Source organism: Isorropodon fossajaponicum endosymbiont JTNG4 (genome assembly GCF_016592615.1).
Classification (GTDB): domain Bacteria; phylum Pseudomonadota; class Gammaproteobacteria; order PS1; family Pseudothioglobaceae; genus Ruthia.
Window position 1 is genome coordinate 1,120,934 of record NZ_AP013043.1, and the last position, 12,903, is coordinate 1,133,836.

The 12,903-nt window shown below is 37.2% G+C and carries 12 protein-coding genes; all 12 read right to left on the minus strand.

The window, feature by feature from the left end; all coding sequences use genetic code 11:
- The 12 genes from gatA to CVFO_RS06595 all read right to left on the minus strand — a co-directional run bounded on the left by gatA (window position 1) and on the right by CVFO_RS06595 (window position 12,866).
- On the minus strand, window positions 1–1,443 hold the full coding sequence (gene gatA / locus CVFO_RS06540) for an Asp-tRNA(Asn)/Glu-tRNA(Gln) amidotransferase subunit GatA (RefSeq protein ID WP_201339256.1): 1,443 nt from the start codon (window positions 1,441–1,443) through the stop codon (window positions 1–3).
- Window position 1,444: 1 nt separating this feature from the next.
- Window positions 1,445–1,732, minus strand: a complete 288-nt coding sequence (gene gatC / locus CVFO_RS06545; RefSeq protein WP_201339257.1) for an Asp-tRNA(Asn)/Glu-tRNA(Gln) amidotransferase subunit GatC — start codon at window positions 1,730–1,732, stop codon at window positions 1,445–1,447.
- Window positions 1,733–1,734: 2 nt separating this feature from the next.
- Entirely contained in the window at window positions 1,735–2,331 is a 597-nt protein-coding gene (locus CVFO_RS06550; RefSeq protein WP_201339258.1) for a hypothetical protein, read from the minus strand.
- Window positions 2,332–2,337: 6 nt separating this feature from the next.
- Window positions 2,338–3,417: a 3-dehydroquinate synthase gene (aroB, locus tag CVFO_RS06555; protein WP_201339259.1), complete on the minus strand. Its 1,080-nt coding sequence runs from the start codon at window positions 3,415–3,417 to the stop codon at window positions 2,338–2,340.
- On the minus strand, window positions 3,418–6,186 hold the full coding sequence (gene ileS, locus CVFO_RS06560; RefSeq protein ID WP_201339260.1) for an isoleucine--tRNA ligase: 2,769 nt from the start codon (window positions 6,184–6,186) through the stop codon (window positions 3,418–3,420). It lies immediately after the preceding gene.
- A gap of 333 nt (window positions 6,187–6,519) precedes the next feature.
- Complete coding sequence (locus CVFO_RS06565) at window positions 6,520–7,248, minus strand: pseudouridine synthase (RefSeq protein WP_201339261.1); 729 nt, start codon at window positions 7,246–7,248, stop codon at window positions 6,520–6,522.
- 2 nt (window positions 7,249–7,250) lie between these two features.
- Window positions 7,251–8,450 carry a tryptophan--tRNA ligase gene (locus CVFO_RS06570; protein WP_201339262.1) on the minus strand — a complete coding sequence of 400 codons (1,200 nt, stop codon included), beginning with the start codon at window positions 8,448–8,450 and terminating at the stop codon, window positions 7,251–7,253.
- Window positions 8,451–8,480: 30 nt separating this feature from the next.
- On the minus strand, window positions 8,481–9,185 hold the full coding sequence (locus tag CVFO_RS06575; protein ID WP_201339263.1) for a type III pantothenate kinase: 705 nt from the start codon (window positions 9,183–9,185) through the stop codon (window positions 8,481–8,483).
- Window positions 9,172–10,536, minus strand: a complete 1,365-nt coding sequence (nhaD, locus tag CVFO_RS06580) for a sodium:proton antiporter NhaD (RefSeq protein WP_201339264.1) — start codon at window positions 10,534–10,536, stop codon at window positions 9,172–9,174. Before nhaD ends, CVFO_RS06575 begins: the two co-directional genes overlap by 14 nt.
- The gene (ygfZ, locus tag CVFO_RS06585; protein WP_201339265.1) at window positions 10,529–11,191 is read right to left on the minus strand and encodes a CAF17-like 4Fe-4S cluster assembly/insertion protein YgfZ; all 663 of its coding nucleotides are present in this window, start codon (window positions 11,189–11,191) and stop codon (window positions 10,529–10,531) included. Before ygfZ ends, nhaD begins: the two co-directional genes overlap by 8 nt.
- 143 nt (window positions 11,192–11,334) lie before the next feature.
- Window positions 11,335–12,369, minus strand: a complete 1,035-nt coding sequence (locus CVFO_RS06590; RefSeq protein WP_201339266.1) for a hypothetical protein — start codon at window positions 12,367–12,369, stop codon at window positions 11,335–11,337.
- 287 nt (window positions 12,370–12,656) lie between these two features.
- The gene (locus tag CVFO_RS06595; protein ID WP_201339267.1) at window positions 12,657–12,866 is read right to left on the minus strand and encodes a hypothetical protein; all 210 of its coding nucleotides are present in this window, start codon (window positions 12,864–12,866) and stop codon (window positions 12,657–12,659) included.
- Window positions 12,867–12,903 lie beyond the last annotated feature (37 nt).

Here is a 12,903-nt window from a genome sequence, read left to right on the forward strand (position 1 = left end):
CTAGCACTCCTGTGGCGTTTTTAAATGCCAGTCAGTTTGTAATTGAAATTGATGCGCGATATTAAGCAGCTTAGATTCTGACCAGTAGTTGCCAATGAGTTGCAACCCTACTGGTAATTTTTGCGCAAAACCTGCTGGAATACTCATACCTGGCAAGCCTGCCAAGTTGGCGCTGAGTGTGTAAATATCTGCCAAATACATAGAAACCGGGTCTTTTACTGAGCCTAAATCAAATGCAGTTGTGGGGGAAACTGGCCCCATAATCACATCAACCTGCTCAAATACTTTTTTAAAATCATCACTAATCAAGTGGCGCACTTTCTGCGCTTTAAGATAATAAGCGTCATAATAACCTGCTGATAAAGCATAAGTACCAATCATAATACGACGCTTAACCTCTTCACCAAAGCCTTCTGAGCGTGAACGCAAATATAAATCCTCTAAGTTTTTCACATTTTTAGCGCGATAGCCATATCTAACACCATCTAGGCGCGATAAATTTGATGAACACTCACAAGGGGCGACAATGTAATAAGCGGGAATAGCATGGGTTGAATTAGGTAATGACACCTCTTTAACAATCGCACCCATGGCTTCAAACTCTTTAACAGCAACCATAATATTATCAGCCACTTCATCATCTAAACCAGATGAAAAAAACTCCTTTGGCAATCCAATGGTTAACCCCTTAATCGAATCATTAAGATGGGTCGTATAATCTGGCACTTTTTGCTCAGCACTGGTTGAGTCTTTGTCGTCAAATCCAGCCATAACATTTAACACAATAGCTGCATCTTGCGCTGTTTTGGTCATCGGCCCTGCCTGATCAAGACTTGATGCATAAGCAATCATGCCATATCTTGATATTCGGCCATAAGTAGGTTTAAGACCTGTAATGCCGCATAAACTTGCAGGCTGACGAATAGAGCCACCTGTATCTGTCCCTGTGGCAAAACAACTTAATCCGCCCGCAACACTCGCCGCTGAACCGCCTGATGATCCTCCTGGTATTTTTAAACGGTTCCATGGATTTTTAACCGTGCCATAAAACGAGTTTTCATTGCTAGAACCCATGGCAAATTCATCCATATTAGTCTTGCCCAACATCACTAAATCTGCCTGATTAAGTTTTTGACTCACGGTTGCATCATAAGGCGATACAAAAGTATCTAGCATTTTAGAACCTGCTGAGGTTTTAACACCCTTGGTACAAAAGATGTCTTTATGGGCGTATGGAATACCTGTTAATATATTTGCATTACCTGAAGCAATTTTGTTATCTACTGCTTGGGCTTGAACTAATGCTAATTCGTCAGTTACTGTAATAAAAGCATTCAGGTTTGATTGATCAATGCGATTTAAATAGTGCTGCGTTAATTCAACACAAGAAAAATCTTTATCTTTAAGGCCTTGTGCCAGTTCAACAATGGTTTTAGTGTGCATATTATTCAATAACAGTAGGCACTAAATAATAGCCATTGCTGGTTTTTGGCGCAACTGATTGAAATAATACTGACTGGTCTTGCTCAGCAACAATGTCTTCTCTAAGACGTTGAGACATGTGCAGTGGGTGTGACATTGGCTCAATACCATCAGTCTCAATATTAGCCAGTTGTTCAACCAAACTAAAAATAGCATTTAAATCTTGCGTATTGTCCTTGAGTTGTGCTTCATTGAGTGACAAACGCGCGAGATAAGTAATTTGACTTACTTGCTCTTCAGATAATGACACAACTACAGCATTGGAATATTATTAAAAATCCTAAGCGGCTTAGAAAATGAAGAACGCAAAATGTTTAAATCACGTTGCATCCACTGCATAGACTCTTGCATATTTGCCATATTTTTGTTCATCCGCTCTATATTAATGAGCATCGGCCCTAAAGAATCCATTTTTAAGCTTATTTGCGTTAAATCTGCTGCAATAGAATCTAAATTATCAAGTTTGCTGGCAATAATATTCATATTTTTATTAACTCGCTGAAAGTCTTTTTGCATATAAGCCACAGAAGTAGTCATTTGCCCAACATTATTTGACAAGCTATTAATACTTCTAACCATAGATGACATATTGCCACCCATCTCTGGGTCCATTGAGTTAGCTAAACGCGTCATATCCGAGGTAATTGAATAAATAACAACAAAAAATCCCATGATAATAGCGCCAAACACTGCAAGCGCCGGTAGGAAAAACTTTTCAAACTTAGTGTCAGTACGTCGATCTGCATGCTTTTCAACACTTTCAAGCATTTTTTCTAAATCAGAAATACTAGAAGTAATCATTACTTCATCATCTTCAACTTTAAGGTTCTTTTTATTTTTATTCGTCATAGTATCCTACTGGCAAAATTCATTAATTACTTGATTTAAAAGCTGATTTTTATAATGATCACAAACAAAAGCATGGCCCAATTCTTTTAATAAAATCAGGCGAATATTGCCATTAATCACTTTCTTATCAACCAACATTGCTTTCATAAAATCAGAAGCACTAATTTTACCAATAATAGAGATAGGTAAATTGGCTTTTTCTAATAAATCTTGAACTTGGGCGACTTGATTGCTGGACAAATACCCCTCAAGTTGAGATAGTTTTACTGCCATTAGCATGCCCACTGAAATTGCCTCACCATGCAAAAAAGTGCCATAACCAAGTGTATTTTCAATCGCATGGCCAAAAGTGTGCCCGAAGTTCAACAAAGCACGCCTGCCCACTTCTAACTCATCTTGGGCAACAATATTGGCTTTATGCTGGCAAGACTGGTAAATTATTTCAGCCATTAAAAGCTTGTTTCTATCCATTAAATCTTTAATGTTTTCTTTCAAAAAATTAAAGAAGTTTGAATGACCTAATAAACCATATTTAATCACCTCAGCCATACCTGCTGAGTATTGCTGATTACCCAAAGTATCAAGTGTATCTATATCAATCAGTACGCATTTTGGCTGATGAAAAGCCCCAATCATGTTCTTACCAAGTACGTGATTAACACCTGTTTTCCCACCCACGCTAGAATCGACTTGGGACAATAACGTGGTGGGAATTTGAATAAAATTAACGCCACGCTGATAGCTAGCTGCTGCAAATCCAGTCATATCACCCACCACACCACCACCAAGGGCAATTAATGTGCAACTACGATCAAATCTATTCTCAAGCAGTGCACTGAAAATACAATTAAGCGTCTCAAGTGTCTTATATTTTTCACCATCTGGTAAAACCACTTGTGCAAGTTCAAACGATGAAAGCAAATTTTGCACCTTCTCAAGATACAAGGGTGCCACTGTTGTATTAGTAACAATCATGACTTGCTTGCCACTAATATGTTTTGTTAATAACTCACCTTCTGACAATAAATCTTGACCAGTATATATAGGGTAAGATTTTTCTTGCAAATCAAGGTTAAGTGTTTTCATTTAAGCAAATTTCCTTGTTTCACCTTTACCGTCCACATTCTCAACACAACGCCCACAAAGTTCTGGGTGTTTAGCATGATTACCCACATCTTCTCTATAATGCCAACAACGTATACACTTTTCATGTTTTGATTTACTCACGTTAATAAATACACCTTCTATTGCCTTAATGCAATCATCTTTTTTCTCATTAAGTGGATGAATCCTAACATAAGAAGTAATAAAAACAAATCTTAGCTCATCATCCAATTGACTAAGTGCACTAAAAATATCAGTCTCACAATAAATATCAATCTCTGCCTCAAGTGAAGAGCCAATTATCTTTTCACTACGCATACCTTCCATTTGCTTGCGAATGAATGGACTAATTTCACGCGTGATGTCAATAGCTTTATTCTCATAGCCGAATGTTAAATCTTGATACCAAGATGCTAAAAAAATGCTAGCATTTTTTTCACTCGGCATATTTTGCCAAATCTCTTCAGCTGTGAATGATAAAACTGGGGCTAGCCAGCGCACCACTGCCTCAGTAATATGGTGCAATGCACTTTGTGCACTTCTTCTGGCTAAAGAGTTCGCTTGTGTGGTGTATTGTCTATCTTTAATAACATCAAGATAAAAACCACCGAGGTCATTGCTACAAAAATTTAAAATCAATTGAACCACATGATGAAAATTATATCGTTCATACGCTGTGATAATTTGAGTTTGTAAATCAGCAGTTTTAGCAATAATCCATTTGTCTAAATCTAGCATCTGTTTATTGTCAAGCAAATGTTCAACAGGGTCAAAACCTTGCATATTTGCCAGCATAAAACGCACAGTATTACGAATACGACGATACGAGTCAGCGGAACGTTTTAAAATCTCATCACTAACCGTCATTTCACCCGTGTAATCGGTACTGGCAATCCACAATCGTAGAACATCAGCGCCTAAGTTATTGACTACTTTTTGAGGACTCATCACATTGCCAAGCGACTTAGACATTTTCTTACCGTCTTTATCAACAACAAAACCATGAGTTAATACGTTTTTGTAAGGTGCTTTACCATTAATAGCAACCGAAGAGATAAGTGATGACTGAAACCAACCGCGATGTTGGTCTGAACCCTCTAAATATAAATCTGCCACATTAGATAGCTCTTTTCTTACCTTTAACACAGCAAAATGACTCACGCCTGAATCAAACCAGACATCAAGTGTATCCGTGATTTTGTCATAGTCATTTGCATCATTGCCAATAAAATCTTGAGCGTCAGACTCAAACCAAGCTTCAATACCCTCTTTTTCGATTCTATTTGCAATACTAACAAACAACGCTTGAGTATTTGGATGCAACTCACCTGTTTGTTTATGTACAAACAAAGTAATCGGCACCCCCCAAAATCTTTGACGAGAAATACACCAATCAGGGCGGTTACCCACCATCAATTCAATGCGTTTTTTGCCCCAATCTGGTATCCACTGCACTTTTGGAATTTCACTATTGACTATATCTCTAAGACCATTTTGCTGCATAGAGACAAACCACTGAGGGGTTGCTCTAAAAATAACAGGTGTTTTGTGCCGCCAACAATGTGGATAAGAATGTACTAATGGTTCGTGCTTAACCAATGTGTTGGCTTGTTTAAGAATTTCAATCACACTAGCGTTGGCTTTAAAAATAAACTGACCACCTAAAAGCTCAGTCTCTTTGAAAAACACACCTTTGGCATCCACTGGACACTCAACAGCTAGATTGTATTTTAACCCCACAATAAAATCTTCTTGACCGTGTGCAGGTGCCGTATGCACTGCACCTGTACCAGCATCAATGGTTACATGCTCACCTAAAATAGTGGGCACCTGCTTATCGTAAAATGGGTGTTTTACTTTTAACCCTTCTAACTCACTACCAGAAAAAATCTGCTCGCCGATAGTGGCTTCAACACCATAACGACTAATTGAATTCTCTGCCAAGGCTTGGGCAAGTAATAAGCACTCATCACCAATATCAACCAACACATAATTTAGCTCTGGATGGAGTGCTACGGCTTCATTAGCAGGTAATGTCCAAGGTGTTGTTGTCCAAATAACCACTGAGACTGGCTTATTCGTATTAAAAACTGAATCATCAATAATTCTAAATTTAACATCAATCGCCTCTGATTGCTTATCTTTATACTCAACTTCCGCCTCTGCTAAAGCAGAACCACACTCAGTACACCAATGTACGGGTTTATAGCCTTTAGACACATGACCATTTTCAACAATTTGACCCAAGGCGCGAACAATATCAGCCTCATATTGAAAATCTTTGGTTAAATATGGATTATCCCAATCGCTCAGAATGCCTAAGCGCTGAAAATCTTGCTTTTGCTTGGTTACTTGTTGGTCGGCATATTTTCTACATTTTGCCCTAAACGTATTAGCATCAATTTTAACGCCTACTTTGCCGTATTTTTTTTCAACATTAAGCTCAATCGGCAAGCCGTGGCAATCCCAGCCTGGAACGTACGGCGCATCAAAACCTGACAAAGATTTTGATTTAACAATCATATCTTTCAAAACTTTATTGACCGCATGACCAATATGAATATCGCCATTTGCATAAGGAGGACCGTCGTGTAAAACAAATTTTGGTTTGTGTTTATTTTGATTACGAATTTGTTTATAAAGCCCATCATCTTGCCATTTTTTCAAAAACCCACCTTCACGATTGGCAAGATTTGCCTTCATGGCGAATTGAGTGGCTGGAAGATTTAAACTGGATTTATAATCAGACATTAATACTTAAAGAAATAAAGATTAAAAGTGCAATTATACGTGATGGCACTGGATTTTGAAAACGATAATCCATCGCTAAAAGATAAAAATAGCTATTTTTTAAACCGATAGAAAAATTTCAAGTACACGAATAAAACAACACTAAACACAGTGAAAATCATAGCACTCCAAAAAAACACCGTCTGTATTTAGTTCGTTAATAAGCATTGAAAATTATTTAAAATTAGAATATTTAATTCTTTGCTTGATTCTTTTTTTGATAAATCCAAAAAATAATACTAACTAGCGCTGTTAAAACAATCATTACTATGCTCACATAAAAAAATAGGGCTGTTATCGTTCTACAGCATCAAGTAATAACTTCACTTGCCCAGGCTTTAAATAATCATATTGATTGGCCTTAAGATTATCAGGCAGGCGAATCTCGCCAAAACGAATACGGATAAGGCGTGATACTTTAAACCCTAACGCCTCCCATAAACGCCTCACCTCACGCTTTTTCCCTTCTTTAAGTACGACTTTATACCAACGATTAGCACCCTGACCACCACCAAATGTTATTTGGTTAAACTTAGCAAAGCCATCATCAAGTTTAATACCTTGGGTCAATTTTTTTAAATCCTCATTCTCAACCTGACCCAACACCCTAACCGCATATTCTCTATCAATTTGCGAGCTGGGATGCATGAGTTTGTTAGCTAAATCACCATTATTCGTAAAAAGCAACAAGCCAGAAGTGTTCAAATCAAGACGCCCCACCATAACCCAACGTGACTCCTTGGACAATAAACTATAAACACTTTTTCGCCCTTCATCGTCTTTGTTTGAACAAATAACCCCTGCTTTCTTATTCAAAATAAGCACTTTTGTTTCTTGTTCAAGATAGCGACTTAAATCAATTTTCCGCCCATCAATCTTAACACGGTCAGTTATTTCAGCCTTGTCGCCAATACTGGCAGTTCTATTATTAACTTCAATACGTCCTTGCTCAATTAAACGCTCTGCCCAACGACGAGATCCATAACCGGCACTGGCAATAAGTTTTTGTAATCTATCAGCCATGATTAATAATTAATGCCCATCGCTTCTCGAACCTCTATCATGGTTTCTTTAGCAACACTTCTGGCCTTTTCAGAACCTTCAAAAATAATTTGCTTGATAAGCCCTGAGTCTGCCTGGTATTTAGTAATGCGTTCTTGCATAGGGGCCAACTCCTCTTCAATGGCATTAATAATAGGCTGTTTACATTCTACACAACCTATTTTCGCCTTAGTACAACCTTCCACCACCCAATCACAAGTTGATTTGTTTGAATACACTTCGTGCAGCTGCCATACTGGGCATTTTTGTGGATTACCTACATCAGTCAACTTGATTCTAGCAGGGTCAGTTGGCATTCGCTTAATCTTGGCTTGTATTTGTTCGGCAGTGTCTCGCAAAGAAATTGTATTACCATAAGATTTACTCATTTTTTGACCATCCAGCCCTGACATTTTTGAAGCTTTGGTTAACAATGGTTCAGGTTCAGGCAAGATAATCTTGCCCACGCCTTCAATATAACCTGAAAGTCGTCCTCTGTCACCCAGAGTAATATTTTGTTGTTGTTGTAACAAGGCTTGCGCCTTTATTAAAGCCTCATCATCGCCTGTTTCTTGGTAGGATTTACGTAGCGAGCGATACGATTTAGCTTGTTTTTTACCCATTTTACTAATGGCAATTTCAGCCTTTTCTTCAAAATCAACTTCACGACCATAAAGATAATTAAAACGCCTAGCTACTTCACGTGTCAGTTCAATGTGTGCAACTTGGTCTTCACCGACTGGCACTAGTCCTGCTTTATAAATTAAAATGTCTGCACTTTGTAATAAAGGGTAACCCAAAAATCCATAAGTTGCTAAATCTTTAGTGTTTAGCTTAAGTTGTTGATCCTTATATGAAGGCACACGCTCCAGCCAACTTAGAGGCGTTGACATGGAAAGCAATAAGTGCAGCTCTGCATGCTCAGGCACTTTGGATTGTACAAAAATCGTTGAAGTGTTTGGATTAATACCGACAGCTAACCAATCAACCACCATTTCCATGACGTTAGTATTTAAATCTATCTTATCTGAATAATGTGTGGTAAATGCGTGCCAATCAGCCACAAAAAAGTAAGAATCATACTCATTTTGTAACGCTAGCCAATTTTTCAAAACGCCATGATAATGACCCAAATGAAGCTGACCCGTAGGTCGCATGCCTGATAAAACTCGTCTGTCTTGCATTATATTTTGATTTAAAATTAAATGAGTGGATTATACCAAGGCTGAATGCAGCGCTTTATATGTTTGCGCATAGCTAGACAAGCCTTCTAAGACTAAATTTTGATGAAGTTTAACTTGATGATGAAGTTTTAATGCAACCATCTTAGCATCGCCACCTGTTAGTACAACAATTAAATCACTATAATGATTCAAATACTGTTCAATTTGTGTATTAATAGTATTCATCAGCATCTGGCTTGTACCAACTAGCCAACCTTCTTGGGTATTGTTTACAGTTAAGCCTAAAGATAGCTGTTGAGCACTGCTAGAAAATTGAGCAAAGCTATGTCTTAATGCACTCAAACCAGGCATAATAAGCCCTCCTTGATGTTTACCATTAGCAAGTACTAAGTCAAAAGTCAGTGCACTACCTGCATCAATAATTAGCAAATTTTGTTTAGGGTAACGCTCAACACTGGCTAGCATCGCCAACCAACGATCAGAGCCCAATGTAGACGGCATTTGATAGCCACATTCTAAAAATTTAAATGCGCGTTCAGCCTTAATAAAATGCGTATTATTAAGCCCGTCCAATACATGGCAATCACCCACACAACTAACAAAAATTTTATCTGCTTTTGGTAAGTGAGTTTTATCAAACTCATTAATAAGTATTAAATTGGTTTTATCGTTCAAACGCCATTTGATAGCGGTATTGCCAATATCAACCAATAAATATGACTTAGACTGGCACATCAAACAAAGCACCGTTCATTAATAAATGCGCGCCGATGCTTGCAGCATAACCTAGTGCAATCACACCTGTCCACCTAAGGTGTGAACCAAACGTATAAAGCCCTTTTGATTGACCCATCAACGCCACACCTGCAGCGGAACCTACTGAAAGCAAACTACCGCCCACCCCTGTTGTGAGTGTTACTAATAACCACTGACCTAATGACATATCAGGATTCATGCTTAATACTGCAAACATCACTGGGATATTATCAATAATGGCAGACAACACGCCCACCAAAATATTGGCATAAGTTGCCCCTAAAGATAAATACATGATCTCAGAAGTGAGTGCTAAATAACCCATAAAGCCTAGTCCGCCAACACTTAAAATCACCCCAAAGAAAAATAACAAAGTATCCCACTCTGCATTTGCTACTTTTTTAAACACATCAAATCCATCTTGTTGCAATTTACGCTCAGATTTGCGGATAAAGTAAGCAACAATCATAAGATAACTCAAACCCGTCATCATGCCCATTGCTGGTGGTAAATGTAGAAAATTATGAAAACTAACTGCGGTAATAATGGTAATAATAAAGAGAACAACAATGGTAATACCACCCAATTTAATATCAACTTTACTTTGGCTGCCCGTGGCTATCTCGTTTTTAATAGAAAAATGCATGATAGCGGCTGGCACGATAAAATTAATCAATGACGGTACTAACAAACTAAAAAATTGCGAAAACTCAACAATGCCCTTTTGCCATACCATAAGCGTGGTAATATCACCAAATGGACTAAACGCACCACCTGCATTGGCAGCCACAACAATATTAATAAAAGCAATGGATACAAAACGTGGATTACTTGCACCTACTGCTAACACGACTGCACCCATAATAAGTGCTGTGGTTAAATTATCAGCAATTGGCGAGATAAAGAAAGCCAAAAACCCTGTCAGCCAAAAAAGTTGTCTAAAAGTTAAGCCTTTATTAACTAGCCAAACTTTAAGCGCTTCAAATATTTGTCTTTCACGCATGGCCTCGATATAAGTCATTGCCACTAATAAGAATAAAAACAACTCTGAATATTCTAATATATTATGTCTAAGCGCTACTTCAGCGGAATGTGGCAAACCTTGACTGGCGTAGACCCAGCCAATTAACCCCCAAATAACACCCGCCACCAAGATAACAGGCTTGGATTTTCTAAAATGAGTAAATTCTTCCACCATTACCAGGATATAAGCCAACACAAACAACACGAGTGCTACATAACCTACCCAATGACTGGTTAGGTCTAAGGTTGTAAGCGGCTCGCTAGTTGCAAAAGCGCTCATAGGTAAAATTATTAGTAACTTAATCATTTTTAATCCTTGTTAATTTAGCATCGTTACATGTAATTTCGCTATCTTGATACTTGACTTCAACCGTTGCTAAATATCTTAATTTGTCAGCTGATTTTACACAACGCACCACAATGCCTGATGCTTTTGCTGATTTTGAGCCAAGTGCAATCAATTTGTCACCCACGTTAAGCACTTGTCCACATTCAAATAACCGCATAAAACGCTTTGGCTTACCTAAGTAATGCAAACGTGCAACCACTTCTTGCCCGGGATAACAGCCCTTTGAAAAACTAACTCCAACTTCATCAATGTCTAAATTTAGCTCTTGTGGTACAAATTTTTCACTAGTTATTGAATACACTTCGGGATGTTTCATCACATCAATCGGTGGATTAGTATTTAAAGTGGCTTGTTTTATTTCAACATTTGCCATTAATATAAACATATTAAGACGCTTTAGTACCTTGTTTTGCAAACTGTCAGGAAAATTCAAATAAAAATTACCTTTAACTTTGGTAACCCAAAATAAAGCAATTACCTTACCCTGATGCTGACAATAAGCATTTAACTGCCACTCATTCTCTCCAATAGAAGCAATATTATTACTCAACTGTCCTTGCAGAAAACTCTGTGCATCCGCCCCATTTATTTTTAAAGTCACTCTATCTTTCATGTTTTTTTATTTTTTGAATTTAACTGCTTGAATTTTATCAGACAGTTAAATTTTAAATTCAAAAAATAAAAAAACCCTTAGTCTTATTTTAGGACTAAGGGTTTTTAAGTTAAAGTTAAAGTTAAATTTATGCAACTTTAAGCTTAGAACTTAACATCAAGTCTAAGACCTGTGCTAGTGGCATTAAGGATCTCAACATCAGAACCAGAAACCCTAGCAATGTTAACTGTTAAAGTAGCGCCACTTAAAGAACGACTAACAATTAACTCTGTACCTGTTGTTCTGCTACTAGCATTAGTGTTTTTAGTAAATATAGCTTTAACTGTATTATCTGCTAACTTAGTACTAACTGCGACACCTAAGATTTTAGTAAAGTCACCAACATTATAAATAGCTGTTGCTGTACCACCACGAGCGGCTGTACCAATTAACATAGAACCTAATGGTGCCAACTTGTTATTAGCAGAACTAGTATATGTAGCGTCATTTTTGATTTGTGCCACATCCCACTTAAAGTTATTTACTTTACCACCAACATGAATTAAAGTTATGTCGTTATCAGTATCTGATGTATCGTTCCATCGCTCAACTTCAACTAAAATATCGTTAAATGTACCTTTAAGAGTTAAGTCTGTAAAGTCTTTAGGGTTGTGTACTAAACCGACTGTAATCGGACCAATTTTACCAGAAACACTTACATCAGTTGTATTGTCACGAGTATCGCTATTAGAGCCGTCAGCAGTAGACATACCTAACTTCCAACCGCCAACTTTAGTTGATACAGAAAATGCATTTGCCTTGCCTCTACCTAAAGAACGTGCACCTAAACCAATTGTCTCCCAGTAGTCACCAACTTTAATGCTAACAGGACCTGCTTTAGTTGTAATATATAGACTATCCATGTGAAGACCCCTATCGTTATCTGTTTCTACAGGTAATTCATTTACACGAGTTTGGCTACCACTACGTATAACTGCAGTAACTTTAGTATCACCAGCAGAGCCAACTACTTTTAAACGAACGCGTTGGTTATCGTTATTATCATTAGTATCAAAATTAACTGATCCAATTGCTTGTGCAGCAAAAGATACATAAGCATCACCTGTAATTGAAATGTCCGCTGTAGCAGCTACTGACATTGTTGCTGCAACAGCAGCAATTAATAATTGTTTTTTCATTTTTTGTCTCCAAAAATTTAAAAGTTGTGCCAAAAGAAATTTCCAATCTTTATAGCTTTCGTTACTTTGCATTACTACAAAGATGTGATGAATTATACGCATTTGTTTTTAACAGTCAAGTTTTTTTGTAAAAAAGATACAAAAATTGTAAAAATACTACAAAAATATGAATTTTATTTGTCTTAAAGTGCTTTAAATCTTTCTGTAACTAGACTTAAATTCGCTTTGTTAAAAATACAACATCAAGTTAAAATTAAAGAAGTCTTACCCCTTAGTTTTAATCTGGGTTACAATTTACCAAGAATCATGTTTAACAAACTAAATGTATAAGCAAAAGCACCCGTGCCTGCAATATATAATCCAGTTGTTAATAATTCAATACGAGTCAATCTTCCGTCTTGATTAGAAATTGCTTCTGCTGCATTTTTTTCTTTTTGCTCGTCTGCGCCTGCTGAAATAATAAGCGCTTCATAAACTTCGGTTATCATTGTACTCATCTGTTATTTCCTTTAAATCTTTTCGTTTAGGGTTATT

Coding starts and splice junctions, on each gene's coding strand:
- gatA (WP_201339256.1), bottom strand. CDS start 1,443: ATGCACACTAAAACCATTGTTGAACTGGCACAAGGCCTTAAAGATAAA.
- CVFO_RS06550 (WP_201339258.1), bottom strand. CDS start 2,331: ATGACGAATAAAAATAAAAAGAACCTTAAAGTTGAAGATGATGAAGTA.
- aroB (WP_201339259.1), bottom strand. CDS start 3,417: ATGAAAACACTTAACCTTGATTTGCAAGAAAAATCTTACCCTATATAT.
- ileS (WP_201339260.1), bottom strand. CDS start 6,186: ATGTCTGATTATAAATCCAGTTTAAATCTTCCAGCCACTCAATTCGCC.
- CVFO_RS06565 (WP_201339261.1), bottom strand. CDS start 7,248: ATGGCTGATAGATTACAAAAACTTATTGCCAGTGCCGGTTATGGATCT.
- CVFO_RS06570 (WP_201339262.1), bottom strand. CDS start 8,450: ATGCAAGACAGACGAGTTTTATCAGGCATGCGACCTACGGGTCAGCTT.
- CVFO_RS06575 (WP_201339263.1), bottom strand. CDS start 9,185: ATGTGCCAGTCTAAGTCATATTTATTGGTTGATATTGGCAATACCGCT.
- nhaD (WP_201339264.1), bottom strand. CDS start 10,536: ATGATTAAGTTACTAATAATTTTACCTATGAGCGCTTTTGCAACTAGC.
- ygfZ (WP_201339265.1), bottom strand. CDS start 11,191: ATGAAAGATAGAGTGACTTTAAAAATAAATGGGGCGGATGCACAGAGT.
- CVFO_RS06590 (WP_201339266.1), bottom strand. CDS start 12,369: ATGAAAAAACAATTATTAATTGCTGCTGTTGCAGCAACAATGTCAGTA.
- CVFO_RS06595 (WP_201339267.1), bottom strand. CDS start 12,866: ATGAGTACAATGATAACCGAAGTTTATGAAGCGCTTATTATTTCAGCA.